Origin of the sequence: Parerythrobacter aurantius (assembly GCF_045291475.1) — a bacterium.
Taxonomy (GTDB): domain Bacteria; phylum Pseudomonadota; class Alphaproteobacteria; order Sphingomonadales; family Sphingomonadaceae; genus Parerythrobacter; species Parerythrobacter aurantius.
The window spans coordinates 1,993,258-2,007,234 of record NZ_CP147985.1; the positions used below are offsets into that span (position 1 = coordinate 1,993,258).

A 13,977-nucleotide genomic window follows, 5' to 3' on the forward strand; every position below is an offset into this window, starting at 1 on the left:
GGAGGTCAGCGCCAGCCTTCCAGCCAGGCCCAGGTGATGAAACTCCCCGATGCGGTCAGCTTCATGGCGGTCAGGACGGGGAAGAAAAAGGCGAAGAACCCGGCGCTTGCCGCAAGGACCGCGTGCGACAACCACGGCAATCCCCTCAGCCGCAGATCGTCCAGCGCCAGCGCGAGGGCGGCAAGCAGGAAACAACTCGGCAGGAAATAGTGGTAGTAGAACTGGATCGGCTTGGCGGCGACGATCCAGAAACCGAAACTGACCGCGTAGAGGACCGCGACCGCCAGCGCATCCTTGCGTTGCTGCGCCAGTGCTGCCCAGGCGCACCATGCCAGCGCGGGCAGGCCGGCAAGCATGGTGAACGGATTGCCGATCAGCAGGACACCGCGATACGCCCCGTCCACGTCCTCGTAGAGATACCAGATCCCGCGCAGGTTGAGGATCCATTGCTGCCAGGTGCTCTGGTAATGATGCGGCTGCTTCACGCTCTGCTGCATCTCCAGCATCATCTGCTGGATGCCGATCAGCCCGCGGTCACCGAATGGCGACTGGTCCACCAGCAGCAGGGGGGCAAAGGACAGGGCATAGACAGCCAGCGGCAGCGCGCCGAGCCACAGCGTCGCCTCCGCCAGCGAGACACCGGGGACCGGCGGCCCGCGCCGGCTGAGGAACAGCCGCCTGCGTCCGGCGCCCAGTCGTGCGGCGAGGAAGGCCAGTCCCGGCAGGATGGCGAGCGGAACCGCGTTCCACTTGCTGGCCATGGCGGCGCCCATGGCCAGTCCCGCCGCGATCAGGCGCTTCCTGCCTTCTTCGGGCGCGCGCACCGCCCGCGCGCATTGCCACAGCGCGAGGGCGACGAACGCCACCTGGAACACATCGAGCATGGCGATGCGACCATGGACGATCAGGAAGAACCCCGTGCCCAGCAGCCAGCAATAGGCGAGCGAGGCATAGCGGCTGCGGCTCGCCTCCCATAGCGCGCGCGAGAAAGCATACAGGGCGAGCGTTCCGAAAATCGCCGGGAAGATGCGCCAGCCGAACGGGTTATCGCCGAACAGCGCGATGCCGGCGGCGAGGATGATCTTCCCGAGCGGAGGATGCTCGGCATTGAGCCACTCGCGCCCTTCGAGCAACGCGCGTGCCGCAGGCAGGTAATGCACCTCGTCGAAATAGGCGATCGAGGGGACCGAAACCTGCCACAGGCACAGCGCAAGGAAGACCCAGCACAGCGCCAGCGTCGCCAGCTTGGGATCGGTCGATCGGTCGGGCGGAACTGGCATTGTGATCCGCGATACGGGACGGATGGCCCGGATTCAAGGCTGCGCCCAGTCACTTGCCCCGTCGGGGCCCGACATCCCGTCGCATCTCCGGCTCGCGCAATCGTTGGCCGGTCGGCGGCCGGGGAACCTTTCGGTCAAGTCAGCGGTTCGCAGCCGGAAACGAACTCCCAATTCCTGTCGGAGCCTAACAATGGATATTCTCAAGCGTATCGGGATGGCTGCCGCAGCCACCGCCGTTGCCACCATGCCGATCGCCGCCTATGCCGCCCAGCGCGCGCCCGCCCTCGACGGTAGAGCGAGCGAGCTCGGCGGCGAGGGCGTGGGCAATGCCTTTATCGTGATCGCCATCGCCGGCGCGGGCATGGCCGTGTTACTGCTCACCGACGACGACGAAGAGCCGGTCAGCCGCTGACGTCAATTCCGGGCGCTGGCGCCGGGGTCGCTCGCCTGCCCTTCCAGCCAATAGAGGCGGGCCGCCATGGCCAGCAGCCCGATCGAAGCCGTCAGGCCCACGAAGAGGATCCACGGCAGCAGATTCATTCCCGCAGCCCGCGCGCGCGGCACGATAAACGACAGCGCGATGCAGACGGCGAACAGCAGGTCGTACCATACCTGCACGCCCCATAAGTTGGCTGTGTGATTGGGCAGGAAGCCGAGCGGGCCTTCGCTCCAGATCGTAACTGCCGTCAGCCCGGCAAAGCCCGCGCCGAAGGCCGCGGTTGCTGCTGCATGGCCGCCCTTCTCCTTGCGAATCCCGAGGAATACCAAGGCGAACAGGACGGCAATGGCACCTGCCAGGAACAGGATGACGTGCGGAGTAAGGTCGGAAAAGGTCATGGGCGGGTTTCTTCTGCGCAGTTCGTGGTTCGCTCCCCTAACAGCAGGACGAGCGTGCGGCAGCAAGAATGCGCGTCCGCCCGTACACGGAAAATCGGTGAGTCGCAGGGGCCACGGAGACCGGGTTTGCCGGTTTCACTCGCCGTGCGCATGAGTGGATCGCCCTGAAAACTGTCTGTCGCGTTTGTACAACGGTTCGTCGCTGCGAGGCCCGATAATGTCGTTCCGATACAATGCGTCACGAGACTGTAAGCGTTATCGGCCAAAGAGAGGCAGAGGAAGCGCGGCGTTCATTCGTGGGCGGCGCGTAATTGGGTAGGTAACGGCGCGAGCCGCAATTCACTGGAGAATATATAATGAAGCTCAAGTCCCTTGCACTCGGCGCCGCTGCCATGGCTGCAGTCGTCGCTCCGATCGGTGCTTCGGCCATCGCGGCTGAGCGCGTTTCGGCACCGGTCGGTGCTGCGAACGAACTCGAAGGCAGCAACGGCATCATCATCGGTGTCGTGGCTGCTGCTGCGATCATCGCTGGCATCATCATCATCGCCGACGACGATGACGAGCCCGTGAGCCGCTAAGCACCAGCGGATCCAAGTGCATAAAGATCGGGCGGTTTCCTTCGGGAAGCCGCCCTTTTTCTTGTCCGGCGGCATTTTGCGCGATCGCCGCTCTTGGCGCGGCGGCGTGCAAGCGCTTGCTCCCGGGCCGCGCGCTCCGTAAGCGGGCGGTCGATGAAAAAGACCACCGGAATGGACCGCGCGACGACGCGCAACTGGCGACCCGCGACCCAGGCCGTGCGCGGGGGTACCTGGCGTAGCGCCCACGGCGAAACCAGCGAGGCGCTGTTCCTCAGTTCCGGCTTTACCTACGACGACGCGCAGACCGTGGCCGACCGCTTCGCGGGCGAGGCCGACGGCATGACCTATTCGCGGCTCCAGAACCCGACCGTTGCCATGCTGGAAGAACGCATCGCGCTGATGGAAGGCGCCGAGGCGTGCCGGGCGCAGGCGAGCGGGATGGCGGCGATGACGGCCGCGCTGCTGTGCCAGCTTTCGGCCGGCGATCACGTGGTCGGAGCGCGCGCAGCCTTCGGTTCGTGCCGCTGGCTGCTCGACCATCTGTGCCCCCGTTTCGGCATCGAGGTGAGCGTCATCGACAGCACCGACAACGCCGCGTGGGAGGCCGCAATCCGGCCCAACACCAGGGTGTTCTTCTTCGAGACGCCGGCCAACCCGACGCTCGATGTGGTCGACCTCCGCTTCGTCTGCGACCTCGCCCGCGCGCACGGCATCACCACCGTGGTCGACAACGCCTTTGCCACCAGCGCGCTGCAGCGCCCGCTCGATTTCGGGGCGGATGTCGTCGCCTATAGCGCGACCAAGCTGATGGACGGCCAGGGCCGCGTCCTCGCCGGCGCGGTTTGCGGCAGCGAGCAGTGGATCAACGAGGTGCTGTTGCCGTTCCAGCGCAACACCGGGCCTAATATCTCGCCCTTCAATGCCTGGGTCGTGCTGAAGGGGCTGGAAACACTGGACCTGCGTGCGATGCGCCAGAGCGAGAACGCCGTCGCGCTCGGCCGCTTCATCGAACAGCGCGTCCCGAAGATGCTGCACCCCGGCCTGCCGAGCCACCCCCGCCATGCCATGGCCACCGCGCAGATGAAGGCGACCGGCCCGATCTTCGCCTTCGATGTGGGCGACCGCGCCACCGCCTTTGCGGTGCTCGATGCACTGCAACTGGTCGATATCTCCAACAACATCGGCGATGCGCGCAGCCTGATGTGCCATCCGGCCAGCACCACCCACGCCGGCATGACGCAGGAGGGGCGCGACGAAATGGGCGTGACCGAAGGCCTGCTGCGAATCAATGTCGGCCTGGAGGATATCGAGGACGTGAAGGAAGACCTCGACCATGCGCTGAGGGCTGCGGGGCTTTAGCGGCTATTGTAAGGCTCGCAGGCAATACCGTCGTTGTCGCGATCCAGCTCGGGCCGGTAGCCGGGCTGCCCGCGACGGATGTTCTGATAACCTGCGGCTCTGGCGTCGGCGCATCTTGCAAAGAACAAATCCCGGCGCACTTCCGCTGCGAAAGCCTCTTTCGGTTCGGGATCGGGAGGCGGCAGGCCGCGCCTGTTTTCGTGGCAATGGTATTCCCGGGTTGAACGATCGGTGTGACAACCCTGCTTGTCCAATTCACCCGGATGCGCGCCAGCAGGCACGGCTATGCCGGAGAGAAGCCATCCGCCAAGGGCAAATGAAATGACAGGTCGCATGTTTCCTTATACCAGCAGAATGTACGAAGGCTAAGCGCGACTTATGAACCCCATCGTCGAATTCATCTTCGATGTCGTCAGCCCAAATGGCTATCTGGCCTGGTATCCCCTGCGCGATATCGTGGCGCGGCATGGCGCGAAGCTGAAGGTGACGCCCGTTTTCCTCGGCGGGATGCACAAGCTCACCGGCAATGCGCCGCCGATGATCCGCGATGCCGATGTGAAGGGCAAGGTCGAGTATTCGATGCTGGAAATGCGCCGCTTCATCGCCTGGCATGGCTTCACCAAGTTCCGCCTGCACCCGCAATTCCCGTTCAATTCGGTGACCTTCCAGCGGATGCTGCTGGCGGTCGAGGGCGAGGATCGCCTGCGCCTGGTCGAGGCCTTGCTTCCCGCGATCTGGGAAGAGGGCATGGCGGTCGACGATGCCGATGCGATCGCAGCGATGCTCCGGGCCGCAGGGTTCGATCCGCAGGCCTTGCTGGCCGCAACGAAGGACGCAGGCATCAAGCAGCAATTGATCGACAACACCGAGGCAGCCGTCGCTCGCGGCGCTTTCGGCATTCCCACCTTCTATGTCGATACCGGGGCGGGGCCGGAGATGTTCTTCGGCAAGGAACGGCTGGGCCAGATCGAGGACATGCTGGCGGCAGGCCGGGCCTGATCGCCTCGCGCGAGCCCGGCTGCCGCGCGCCCTTGCCGGTCAGTTGGGCAGGTACACCGTCTTCGCTTCCGTGATCGTCACGGGGAAGCTGATAACCGGATAGCTCGCCTCGGTTGTGTAGCTGGCGGTCACCCGGGCCGTGCGCGCGCCGTTGGCCGTCCCGCGCAGGAAGGCGAGATTGCTCAGCCGCTCGGCTTTCAGCGAGGGCAGTTGTTCGCGGACCTTGGCGAGCACCATGGTCTCGGTCGCCGCAGGATTGACCTTCGCCAGCCGGACGCCTTCGCCCACCGCATGGCGCAACGATCCGCGCGCGTGGAGGATCTGCCCCGCCTGCAGCGTGGCGATCATCATCAGCACCAGCACGGGCAGGGCGAAAGCGAAGTCGACGGTGCTGGAACCCGACCGGTCCCGGCGCAGGGCGGCGAGCAGGATGGCGGGCGCGCTCACTGGAACCGCACCACGCTGTCACCGGCCACGACAACCGTGGCGGCAAAGGCCTGGAACCCCAGCAGCGACGCCAGCCCGGCCCAGTTGAATTCCGTTTCCACCGGCGCCGCGATGACGACATTGACGTAGCGGGCGGTGATCTGGCCGGATTCGCAGGCGCCATCGAAGCTTCCGGCACGCACACCGTTGCAGGTGCGGTAGATGTCGACCGTGACCTGGCTGGCCGTGACCCCGGCTGCCGCCGCCGCCTCGGTCTGAAGGTAGCTGCCATTGGCCGAGTTCGGTCGCCGCGCCAGCGCGAAATCGGTGGTGCGCTGGGCGGCCTGTTCGTAATCGATCTTGGTCCCGATCAGCATCGATGCGTCGATCATGCCGAGGCCGAGGAGGAACAGGAAGGGCGATGCCAGCGCCAGTTCCATCGCGCCGAAGCCGGATTTGTCGCGCCACAGGCGGCTGAAGAAGAAGCAGATCATGGGCCTTACTCCACCACCCGGACGATCCGGGCGGACGTGTCGAGGGTGTCGATGTGGCTTTCGCAGTCGTTGCCGAGCCCGCTGTTGCCGGTGAAGCGCACGACCTCTGCAATCAGCAGCAGGCATTCCGCCGCCTGGGTGCTGCCGCCGGAGAAGGAGATATCCCCTGTCGGCATGTAGATGATGCCTTCGAAATCGAGATCGGCACCGCCATTGATGGTGTGCGTCGCATCGCCGCGCGGGTCCTGGTAGAACAGGATGCCGGCCCAAGTCGGGTCCTGCGTGTCGTCGGGCGCGCTCAGTTCGACATCGGCCCCGCCGTTGATCGAGACCGTGGCGATCGAATTGGCGTTGTTGCCCGTCAGCACGAAGGTCACGCCTTCGCCGCGCACGACTGCACCCGCATTGATCGCCAGCGAATTGCCGTCGATGATATAGACGCCGGGGTTGAGGGTGACGGTGCCCTTGAGGTCCATGCCGCTGCAGAAACGCCCGGGGTTGAGTGTCACGTTGTCCGACGGCTGCACCCGGCCGCTCTGCGAGGTGCAGTTGGCAGGCGATGTCGGGACACTGAGGCCGCGGCTGGCCAGCGGGTCCGTGACCGGCAGGCCATAGGGCAGCATGGTGGTTCCGTTGGCGATGTTGCGGGCGGCATAGTCGATGCCGCCGACGGCGCTGATCGGGTTCGATCCGAGGAAGCTCGATCCCGACAGGTCCACCGCAATGCCGTCGGGCGAATTGGCGGAGGTTCCGCAGCCGAGGTTCACTTGCGCGCTGCCCTGGACCTCGACCCCCGTGCCGCTCTGGGCAAGGCTGATGACGCAGAATTCGCCGTCGGCCACGGAGGTCGCGACGGAACGGACTTGGATCGTCGGCGGGGCGCTGAGGAACAGGCTGGAGAAGGGCAGGCGCTGGCTGGTGGTGGCAATGATCTCCACCGCGCCGGTATTGCCGGCATAGGCCCCGGTGGTGGGCGGATTGCGCAGCGCGGTGATCGTGTAGCTGCCGGTGTAGTTGCGACCGACCTCGTCGCGGCTCGGCTGTTGCCAGCTGTTGCGCTGGAACAGCGAAAGCGCGCCCGCCATCGCGCCCGAATCTGCCGCCTGCTGCAACTGGCGCTTCCACAGGTACCATTGCACCGTATCGACACCGACGCCCGCCGCACCCACCAGCGAGGTGGTACCGATGGCGACGATGACGAGGACATTGCCGCGACGATCGCCGCGCAGCGCCTGCAACCGTTCGGCTAGTTTCGCGAATTTTCCAGCGATCGACCACATGACGGGTGCATGTCCCCCTTGGTTTATTTGGGGTGAATCCGCCGGAAAAAGCTTAAGATGGATTAAGAAAAGGCGGTTTACCCGAATGAAACCATCTAACCCATTGGCATGGCGAGGATCGTGCCGGGCCTGTCGGGCTGGGCATCCGCGGCAGGCGCGACTGGTGCATCGCTGCATCGCTGTTGCTTGCAAGTGGATAACCGCCCTTGGTCCCCCTTGCGACGGGCGGATGGGGGTATAAGTTCCGCAGTGTCATGAAAGAACTGTTCCAGCACGCCGCCACCACCGAAGGGATCACCGTCCGCGTCGCGGTCAACTTCCTGCCGGAGCAGAGCCGACCGTCGCAGGGCAAGTGGTTCTGGGTTTATCATATCCGGCTGGAGAACCACTCGCACGAGCAAGTGAAGCTGATCAGCCGGCACTGGCGGATTACCGACGGGCACAACATGGTCAGCCATGTCGACGGCGAAGGCGTGGTCGGCGAACAGCCGGTGCTCGCCCCGGGCCGCAGCCACGACTACGTCAGCGGCTGCCCGCTCGGCACCCCGTTCGGATCGATGGAAGGGTTCTACACCTTCCACCGCGATGACGGCTCGCCGTTGGAAGTTCGCATCCCCTTCTTCCCGCTGTCCGCCCCGGCCACTGCCGACCGCTGAATGGTCTTGTTCGCGCTCCCGTGTCGCTGCTTTAGCGCGGGATTCTTCGCAGTTGCGGCAAACACAACTCGTCTCTAAATCCCGCCGCACGATGAAGCGGACCCATCTCCCCCTCAACGCCCTGCGCGTCTATGACGCGGCGGCGCGGCACCTCAGCTTTACCCGCGCGGCGGACGAGCTGGCGGTGACCCCGGCCGCCGTCGGCCAGCAGATCCGCGCGCTCGAGGATCACCTGGGCACCGTGCTCTTCCGCCGCACCAGCAAGGGGCTAGAACTGACCGAGGAAGGCGCCGCCGGGCTCGAGCCCTTGCGCGAAGGCTTCCTCAAGTTCGAGGAATCGGTCCAGAACATGCAGGCCGGTCAGGCCAGCGACCGCTACACCATCGCCGCCCCGCGCGAATTCTATGCCCAGTGGCTGGCCCCGCGCCTTGCCGCCTATCGCGACGCCAACCCCGGTATCCGCTACGCACTGGTCGAGAACGAGCACGCCGATTTCACCGAGGCCAATCTCGACGTCGCCATCAGGCTGGTCGACGGCCCGGGCGAGCTGGAGGGCGTCGAGCTCGCCCCCGCGCGCCGCGTGGTCATCGCCGCCCCAGGCTATGCGGGCGAGGAATGGATCGACTGGCCGGGCGCCCCGCTACCCGAAGGGGCCGAGCCGACCGTTGCCGTCAGCAACGCCGGGCAGGCGCTTTCCAGCGCCGTCGCCGGGCTGGGCAAGGCCGTGCTGCCGTGGCTGCTGGTCGAAGACAGCGTCACCGCCGGGAAGGCCACGGTGCTGGAAGGCCCGGACGAGGGCCGCCGCGCCTACTGGCTCGTCGCCCCGCTGCCGCAATGGCGGCAGAAGAAGGTCAAGGCGCTAGTCGCTTTCCTCACGGCCTGAGGGCGCTTCGGCCAGCAGTGCCTCGTTGGCGAGACGGCGCTGGCGCATATCCTCGATGAAGGCGTCGAGGCTGGCCAGCACCTCGTCCTCGCCCTGCTCCTGCTCGCGCTCCCACGCCGCCACTGCCTCGCGGGCGATGGCATCATAGACCGGGTGGCCGGGCTTGAGGTTCCGGAGGCCATATTTCTCCGGCAGCCGATGCTGGAGGAGGAAGCGCAGCAGGTTGTTGTCCGGCTTGTCCCAATGGCCGAGGATTTCGCCGCCGCTGACGATCGGGGTGGGCGTGCCCTTGAGCGCGCGCTCCATCGCGCAATCCTCCAGCCGCTGCACCCCGCGCTCGAGCGCCGCGTCCCAGGCCGCCGCAAACCCCTCCGCCCCGGGCCGCGCCCGCAACTTGTAGAGCGCCTCCATCGACTTGCCGATACTGCGCGCCGCCTGGGTGACGATGCCGGTGGCGGCCAGCGTGGCGACAAAGCGCCGCTGCCGCTCCGGCGTGATCGCATTGCTGCGCGGCTGGGCGTGGACGTAGGGCGCAAAGGCAAGGAGCGGATCGTCCGCCTCGGGCTCCGGCGCGACATAGGCCACGGCGGAGGTGGCCTGGCGCGGGGTCTGGCGGAGGCAGAGGGGTTTGGCGTCGTCGGGCATGGCCCGCGGGGAGATTGCAGATTTTTGGGGTGTAGGAAAATGGATTAGGCGTATTCGACCTCGGATGTGGATCGCACATTGGATATGTAGCCATTCAGGACAGATTTCGTGGCTTCTGCGATTCTTCTCGCCAATTCGCATGGAACCGCATTGCCGATTTGAGCATAGATTGATGACTTCCGGCCCGAAAACTCAAAATCTTCGGGAAAAGTCTGTATAGCTGCAGCCTCGTCCAGCGTAAGCCGGCGCAAGCGATTAGGTGCTTCGTTCTCTGGCCAGACTTTGCCCGTCTCAATCAATTGCTTATGGTAGTCTTCAACCCAGGGGGAAAGACCGCCGTAAAGTTGTTCTTCATCAATGATTGGGGTGCGGTTGCCTCCCATCGAGGCAGGAAGTGTGGAGGCATATCCATTGAGGTCGAGTGGCCTTCCTTGTCCGTTAAACAACATACCCGCATAGGGAGACGATCTCAGGACCGGGCACTTCGCAATCGTGACTTTTGCTTTGCAGATTCGAGGGTTGGTTGGAGAACCGGCACGTCCGAACTTCTGGATCGTTTCGCGAAGAGGTTTGGCTCGCTCCTTTTGCATCTCAAGCGCTGCCTTGAAGTCGCTCACTCTATGATTTTTGAAGCCCACCAAGATCATTCGCTCTCTCGCTTGAGAAACTCCAAAATCGGAAGATTTCACAATAAAGATTTCCGCATCGTAGCCGGCATCGTTCGCTTCCCTCCGCAATCGATCGCGAATAGGTTTGAATTTGGCCAGAACGGCCAATGCTTTCACGTTTTCAAGGATGAAGGCACTTGGCCGCACCGCCCGAAGAACATCCATGTATCTGAATACCAGCTCTGACCTTGGATCATCCAAGTTCATATAGCCGGCTACGCTGAACCCTTGGCAGGGAGGACCGCCAATTAGGACATCGATATCCCAACTCTGATTGAACTCAGGTATGTATTTCGTGATTGATCCGCGATTGATTAGACCTTTGCCAAATCTGGCACCAAAAGTTTCACAAGCGTCCTCATTTATGTCATTTGCCCAGACAGTTTGGAAATCTGCCTGATGGAAGCCCTCGTCGAAGCCACCTGCACCGGAGAATAGCGACACTGTCTTTAGTTTTGGCAAGAGATCGGCCCCTTTCGTTCTCACTTTGTGCTCAACCTGTGAGTTACGATCAAGCCATTTCGCACATGACATCCACAGAGCAGTGTGGTTCTGAATGTGCGACAAAGATAACGGACGGAATTTTAAGGTGAAACCAGCTCAGCGAGATGCCTTCATTTCGGACCAATTAGAGCGACTGATCGCTCGGGTGCGGGCCGGTGAGGCCCCAGCGAAGGACCGATATCGAAATGAAAGGGATGTGCTTGAAAGGCTCATTCCTATTGAGACCGACGGCTTTCGTGGGATCACACTTACAGCAATATTGGGGAAGTTCGTTCGGGAAGATATCGACACTTCGAATGAGTTCGGATCGATCAATCCGCGCCCGATTTTTGAGAATGGTATCCGTCCAGTCTTAAAGCGGCACAGAGTGCCGACTGGGCAAAGCGCTCCACTCAACGTCGCAAAGAACGTTCAGGTGATTGACGAGAAATGGGCGGAAGGGCGCAAGCCGGAAGCTGCTGCGCTTGCCGCAGTTGACTACATCAGACGAATCAATCGACATTGGTCGAATGAGCAACTCCGCGATGCGCTGATTCTCATGTTCATTGAAAGGCTACTGGAATACGCGGATGAAGTCGCGTTGCTGACGGTTGAACTCGCGCCGTTGGATCACGTTGCTCCTGTCCAGTTAGGGCTTCAGCTCGCGCGCTATGCTATGAAAAACCAAGAAGGTGGAGCGACTCCTCAGCTGCTCTTTGGCCTCGTTTTGGAGCAGTTGCGAGATAGTGATAGCCGGTATTCGAAAGTCGTTGGGGTTAATTCGAGCGTTTTCGGTACTAACACGACTTCGAACAAGCCAGCTGATGTTTGGGAATTGTTGCACACTGGCGTCCCTGGCAATTTGTTTGAGGTAACCTGCAAAACGGTTGATCTTGATCGGCTTGATGCTGCCGTTGACTCATTTGCGTTGCAGAAACTGCCCAATGCACCAATTTCGTTCGTATGCAGAATTCCAAGAGACGTGATCACCTTGGCCCTCGTTGATTCTCAGATCGTCCATCGCGGGGTGACATTCCAGTTCCTCGATTTCGAGCAGGTCATCCATATTGTCTTTTCGTTTTTGCCAGTAAGCAGCAGGCAAAAGGTGGTCGACGGTATGGTTTCGTTCGTTGGGGAACCAAGTCGTAGCCAAAAAGCAAAAATGGCTTGGGCTGATGCGTTCGGCTTGGCGTAATCACAAGTCGAATTCTCCCTCACACCCCAAACACATCCCTCAACCCCTCCGGCTCGCATTCCTCCCGCAGCCGCCGCAGCGCTTCCTCCACCTCCAGCGTGAAGCTCCGCGTCAGGCCGTCGCCGCCGGTGGGGCGGGCGCCTAGCCCCTGCGCGAAGGCGATGGCGGTGCGGTTTTCGCTCAGCGTGTCGACGTGGAACTCGGTGATGCCCTCGGCGCGGGCCTCCAGCAGCAGGGTGGCGGTGAGCAGGCGGCCGAGGCCTTTATGGTGCCAGGCGTCGAGCACGGCGACGGAGAACTCCGCGCAGTCGGGGTCGTCCTCGCTGCGGAAGGCGTGGACCGCGCCGATGGCCTGCCCCTCGCACCGCCGTTTCTCGCCCGCCGCATGGGTGCTGGCGATGGCGCCCCAGGCCAGGTGGCGGTCGCCGTCGACATCGAGCAGCCGCTCGATCACCCAGTCGGGCGGGGTCTTCATGCCCGAGAAAAACCGCAAATAACGCGACTTGGGCGACATCTGCGCGATGCCGGCGCGCATCAGCGCCCCGTCCTCCGGCGTGATCCGGCGCAGGCACACCGGCTGCCCGTCCGCCAGTGCGGTGTGGATGACGGAGGGGAGGGGTGTGTGGGTGGCGATCATGCTGTGGGGCCCTTGGTAGCACGAAACGGGGCAGGGCGGGGGATGGTTTCCGCGCGTTTTTTGTTTCCGCACCCCGTCCGGGGTGCGATGTCCTCGCTCAAGGGGCCTGCGGCCCAATCGCTGCGGGCGGGCGGTAGCCCTTGCGGTCGGCTGGTCGCCGACCGTTTTGGTGCGATTGACCAAGTGGGGCCCTGTAGGATTGCTTGACCGTGGGGCGATTCACCACTAGGGGCGCGGCCATCCGAGGCGGGACTCGCATTCGCGTCGGTCAATAGAGCTGAACATTGCCGGTCAGTCCCGGGGGCCAGTCGCAGCAGCGGCGTGGCTCTTTTCTATTGGAGCGTTGGTGCAATCCACCGCCCGGGGTAGCCGTCAAAGTAACCCGGTGGCCGTGTGGCGATTGGGTGGAGTGTTTCAGTCTCGCACCACCGCGCGTGCCCGCCCGTCCATGCTTCGACGGGCTCAGCACGAACGGGTGTCGTGCGGGCCGCTGTCCTCTCCACCGCATCGCCGCTAGTCGCCGCCACAACACGGTGAAGAGAGAACTCATGCCGACGATCAACCAGCTGGTCCGCAAGGGCCGCGTTCCGCAGAAGGCCAAGTCCAAGGTCCCTGCGATGGAGCAGAACCCGCAGAAGCGCGGCGTCTGCACCCGCGTCTACACCACGACGCCGAAGAAGCCGAACTCCGCCCTGCGCAAGGTCGCCAAGGTCCGCCTGACCAACCAGCGCGAAGTCATCTCCTACATCCCGGGCGAAGGCCACAACCTGCAGGAACACAGCGTCGTGCTGATCCGCGGCGGCCGTGTGCGCGACTTGCCGGGCGTGCGTTACCATGTCCTGCGCGGCGTGCTCGACACCCAGGGCGTCAAGGACCGCAAGCAGAGCCGCTCGAAGTACGGCGCCAAGCGTCCGAAGTAAGGGATCAACGCGGGTCTGGACCGTTCCCCCACCCTTCTACCCCTAAGGATTACAATCCGGGTGGAAGGGTGGGGGAGCGGGCCGGAGCCGCAGGGCGCTCACGGAGGTGAGCGACCACTCCGAAGGAGTAAGAAAACATGTCACGTCGTCGTCGTCCCGAGAAGCGGGAAATCCTGCCTGACCCGAAGTTCGGTGATCAGGTCCTGTCGAAGTTCATGAACAACCTCATGCTCGACGGCAAGAAGGCCGTCGCCGAAGGTATCGTCTACACCGCGCTCGACACCGTCGAAGCCAAGGCCAAGGCGAACCCGATCGAGCTGTTCCACACCGCGCTCGACAACATCAAGCCGCATGTCGAAGTGCGCAGCCGCCGCGTTGGCGGTGCGACCTACCAGGTGCCGGTCGAAGTCCGTCCGGAACGCGCCCAGGCGCTGGCCATCCGCTGGATGATTACCGCCGCCCGCGCCCGTTCGGAAACCACCATGGCGGCGCGCCTTTCGGGCGAGCTGATGGATGCGGCCAACAACCGCGGCAATGCGGTCAAGAAGCGCGAAGACACGCACCGGATGGCCGAAGCCAACCGCGCCTTCTCGCATTATCGCTGGTAATACCTACATGGGGGGTGCGCCGCCCGGCG

General features: G+C 63.6%; 18 protein-coding genes. 9 read left to right on the forward strand and 9 right to left on the reverse strand.

Annotated features, from left to right (window positions below; all coding sequences use genetic code 11):
* Positions 1-5: 5 nt before the first annotated feature.
* A complete protein-coding gene (locus WAB17_RS09945; RefSeq protein ID WP_435417199.1) occupies positions 6-1,280 on the reverse strand; it encodes a glycosyltransferase family 39 protein in 1,275 nt (424 codons plus the stop codon).
* Positions 1,281-1,470: 190 nt separating this feature from the next.
* Between WAB17_RS09945 and WAB17_RS09950 the strand changes: the two genes are divergently transcribed.
* Positions 1,471-1,692, forward strand: a complete 222-nt coding sequence (locus WAB17_RS09950) for a hypothetical protein (protein ID WP_435417200.1) — start codon at positions 1,471-1,473, stop codon at positions 1,690-1,692.
* 2 nt (positions 1,693-1,694) lie between these two features.
* Here the strand turns inward: WAB17_RS09950 and WAB17_RS09955 are convergent, their stop codons facing one another.
* Complete coding sequence (locus WAB17_RS09955; RefSeq protein WP_435417201.1) at positions 1,695-2,117, reverse strand: hypothetical protein; 423 nt, start codon at positions 2,115-2,117, stop codon at positions 1,695-1,697.
* 356 nt (positions 2,118-2,473) lie between these two features.
* On the opposite strand from WAB17_RS09955, the gene WAB17_RS09960 reads away from it, so the two are divergent.
* Positions 2,474-2,695, forward strand: a complete 222-nt coding sequence (locus WAB17_RS09960; RefSeq protein WP_435417202.1) for a hypothetical protein — start codon at positions 2,474-2,476, stop codon at positions 2,693-2,695.
* 153 nt (positions 2,696-2,848) lie between these two features.
* A complete protein-coding gene (locus tag WAB17_RS09965; RefSeq protein ID WP_435417203.1) occupies positions 2,849-4,054 on the forward strand; it encodes a trans-sulfuration enzyme family protein in 1,206 nt (401 codons plus the stop codon).
* On the opposite strand, the gene WAB17_RS09970 is transcribed toward WAB17_RS09965, so the two are convergent.
* Positions 4,051-4,389, reverse strand: a complete 339-nt coding sequence (locus tag WAB17_RS09970; protein ID WP_435417204.1) for an excalibur calcium-binding domain-containing protein — start codon at positions 4,387-4,389, stop codon at positions 4,051-4,053. The two genes, WAB17_RS09965 and WAB17_RS09970, sit on opposite strands and share 4 nt — an antisense overlap.
* 43 nt (positions 4,390-4,432) lie before the next feature.
* Here WAB17_RS09970 and WAB17_RS09975 point away from each other — a divergent pair, with 43 nt between their 5' ends.
* A complete protein-coding gene (locus WAB17_RS09975; protein ID WP_435417205.1) occupies positions 4,433-5,053 on the forward strand; it encodes a 2-hydroxychromene-2-carboxylate isomerase in 621 nt (206 codons plus the stop codon).
* A 39-nt stretch (positions 5,054-5,092) separates the two neighbouring features.
* On the opposite strand, the gene WAB17_RS09980 is transcribed toward WAB17_RS09975, so the two are convergent.
* Genes WAB17_RS09980 through WAB17_RS09990 form a run of 3 tightly spaced genes read right to left on the reverse strand, consistent with a single transcriptional unit; the run spans position 5,093 to position 7,253 of the window.
* Positions 5,093-5,500: a TadE/TadG family type IV pilus assembly protein gene (locus tag WAB17_RS09980; protein ID WP_435417206.1), complete on the reverse strand. Its 408-nt coding sequence runs from the start codon at positions 5,498-5,500 to the stop codon at positions 5,093-5,095.
* Complete coding sequence (locus tag WAB17_RS09985; RefSeq protein WP_435417207.1) at positions 5,497-5,973, reverse strand: TadE/TadG family type IV pilus assembly protein; 477 nt, start codon at positions 5,971-5,973, stop codon at positions 5,497-5,499. The genes WAB17_RS09980 and WAB17_RS09985 overlap by 4 nt, the downstream gene beginning before the upstream one ends.
* Before the next feature lie 5 nt (positions 5,974-5,978).
* Positions 5,979-7,253 carry a pilus assembly protein TadG-related protein gene (locus WAB17_RS09990; RefSeq protein ID WP_435417208.1) on the reverse strand — a complete coding sequence of 425 codons (1,275 nt, stop codon included), beginning with the start codon at positions 7,251-7,253 and terminating at the stop codon, positions 5,979-5,981.
* A 254-nt stretch (positions 7,254-7,507) separates the two neighbouring features.
* Between WAB17_RS09990 and apaG the strand changes: the two genes are divergently transcribed.
* On the forward strand, positions 7,508-7,909 hold the full coding sequence (gene apaG, locus WAB17_RS09995) for a Co2+/Mg2+ efflux protein ApaG (RefSeq protein ID WP_435417209.1): 402 nt from the start codon (positions 7,508-7,510) through the stop codon (positions 7,907-7,909).
* Between the two features lie 91 nt (positions 7,910-8,000).
* The gene (locus tag WAB17_RS10000) at positions 8,001-8,792 is read left to right on the forward strand and encodes a LysR family transcriptional regulator (protein ID WP_435417210.1); all 792 of its coding nucleotides are present in this window, start codon (positions 8,001-8,003) and stop codon (positions 8,790-8,792) included.
* Here WAB17_RS10000 and WAB17_RS10005 read toward each other — a convergent pair.
* Together WAB17_RS10005 and WAB17_RS10010 are read right to left on the reverse strand one after the other, a co-directional pair.
* Positions 8,769-9,437 (reverse strand): hypothetical protein, encoded by a 669-nt coding sequence (locus WAB17_RS10005; RefSeq protein WP_435417211.1) that lies wholly within the window; start codon positions 9,435-9,437, stop codon positions 8,769-8,771. The two genes, WAB17_RS10000 and WAB17_RS10005, sit on opposite strands and share 24 nt — an antisense overlap.
* Before the next feature lie 44 nt (positions 9,438-9,481).
* Positions 9,482-10,549 carry a DNA cytosine methyltransferase gene (locus tag WAB17_RS10010; RefSeq protein ID WP_435417212.1) on the reverse strand — a complete coding sequence of 356 codons (1,068 nt, stop codon included), beginning with the start codon at positions 10,547-10,549 and terminating at the stop codon, positions 9,482-9,484.
* A gap of 112 nt (positions 10,550-10,661) precedes the next feature.
* Between WAB17_RS10010 and WAB17_RS10015 the strand changes: the two genes are divergently transcribed.
* Positions 10,662-11,783: a hypothetical protein gene (locus tag WAB17_RS10015; RefSeq protein WP_435417213.1), complete on the forward strand. Its 1,122-nt coding sequence runs from the start codon at positions 10,662-10,664 to the stop codon at positions 11,781-11,783.
* Between the two features lie 19 nt (positions 11,784-11,802).
* On the opposite strand, the gene WAB17_RS10020 is transcribed toward WAB17_RS10015, so the two are convergent.
* Positions 11,803-12,420 carry an N-acetyltransferase family protein gene (locus tag WAB17_RS10020; protein WP_435417214.1) on the reverse strand — a complete coding sequence of 206 codons (618 nt, stop codon included), beginning with the start codon at positions 12,418-12,420 and terminating at the stop codon, positions 11,803-11,805.
* 548 nt (positions 12,421-12,968) lie between these two features.
* Here WAB17_RS10020 and rpsL point away from each other — a divergent pair.
* Positions 12,969-13,340 (forward strand): 30S ribosomal protein S12, encoded by a 372-nt coding sequence (rpsL, locus tag WAB17_RS10025; RefSeq protein WP_006831873.1) that lies wholly within the window; start codon positions 12,969-12,971, stop codon positions 13,338-13,340.
* 137 nt (positions 13,341-13,477) lie between these two features.
* Complete coding sequence (rpsG, locus tag WAB17_RS10030; RefSeq protein WP_435417215.1) at positions 13,478-13,948, forward strand: 30S ribosomal protein S7; 471 nt, start codon at positions 13,478-13,480, stop codon at positions 13,946-13,948.
* The last annotated feature ends 29 nt before the right edge of the window (positions 13,949-13,977 follow it).

Excerpts from the sequence above, each read along its gene's own strand:
- rpsG (WP_435417215.1), top strand. The coding sequence starts at position 13,478 with ATGTCACGTCGTCGTCGTCCCGAGAAGCGGGAAATCCTGCCTGACCCG.
- WAB17_RS09985 (WP_435417207.1), bottom strand. The coding sequence starts at position 5,973 with ATGATCTGCTTCTTCTTCAGCCGCCTGTGGCGCGACAAATCCGGCTTC.
- rpsL (WP_006831873.1), top strand. The coding sequence starts at position 12,969 with ATGCCGACGATCAACCAGCTGGTCCGCAAGGGCCGCGTTCCGCAGAAG.
- WAB17_RS09990 (WP_435417208.1), bottom strand. The coding sequence starts at position 7,253 with ATGTGGTCGATCGCTGGAAAATTCGCGAAACTAGCCGAACGGTTGCAG.
- WAB17_RS10020 (WP_435417214.1), bottom strand. The coding sequence starts at position 12,420 with ATGATCGCCACCCACACACCCCTCCCCTCCGTCATCCACACCGCACTG.
- WAB17_RS09975 (WP_435417205.1), top strand. The coding sequence starts at position 4,433 with ATGAACCCCATCGTCGAATTCATCTTCGATGTCGTCAGCCCAAATGGC.
- WAB17_RS10000 (WP_435417210.1), top strand. The coding sequence starts at position 8,001 with ATGAAGCGGACCCATCTCCCCCTCAACGCCCTGCGCGTCTATGACGCG.
- WAB17_RS09970 (WP_435417204.1), bottom strand. The coding sequence starts at position 4,389 with ATGCGACCTGTCATTTCATTTGCCCTTGGCGGATGGCTTCTCTCCGGC.
- WAB17_RS09965 (WP_435417203.1), top strand. The coding sequence starts at position 2,849 with ATGAAAAAGACCACCGGAATGGACCGCGCGACGACGCGCAACTGGCGA.
- WAB17_RS10005 (WP_435417211.1), bottom strand. The coding sequence starts at position 9,437 with ATGCCCGACGACGCCAAACCCCTCTGCCTCCGCCAGACCCCGCGCCAG.
- apaG (WP_435417209.1), top strand. The coding sequence starts at position 7,508 with ATGAAAGAACTGTTCCAGCACGCCGCCACCACCGAAGGGATCACCGTC.
- WAB17_RS10015 (WP_435417213.1), top strand. The coding sequence starts at position 10,662 with ATGTGCGACAAAGATAACGGACGGAATTTTAAGGTGAAACCAGCTCAG.
- WAB17_RS09950 (WP_435417200.1), top strand. The coding sequence starts at position 1,471 with ATGGATATTCTCAAGCGTATCGGGATGGCTGCCGCAGCCACCGCCGTT.
- WAB17_RS09960 (WP_435417202.1), top strand. The coding sequence starts at position 2,474 with ATGAAGCTCAAGTCCCTTGCACTCGGCGCCGCTGCCATGGCTGCAGTC.
- WAB17_RS09945 (WP_435417199.1), bottom strand. The coding sequence starts at position 1,280 with ATGCCAGTTCCGCCCGACCGATCGACCGATCCCAAGCTGGCGACGCTG.
- WAB17_RS09955 (WP_435417201.1), bottom strand. The coding sequence starts at position 2,117 with ATGACCTTTTCCGACCTTACTCCGCACGTCATCCTGTTCCTGGCAGGT.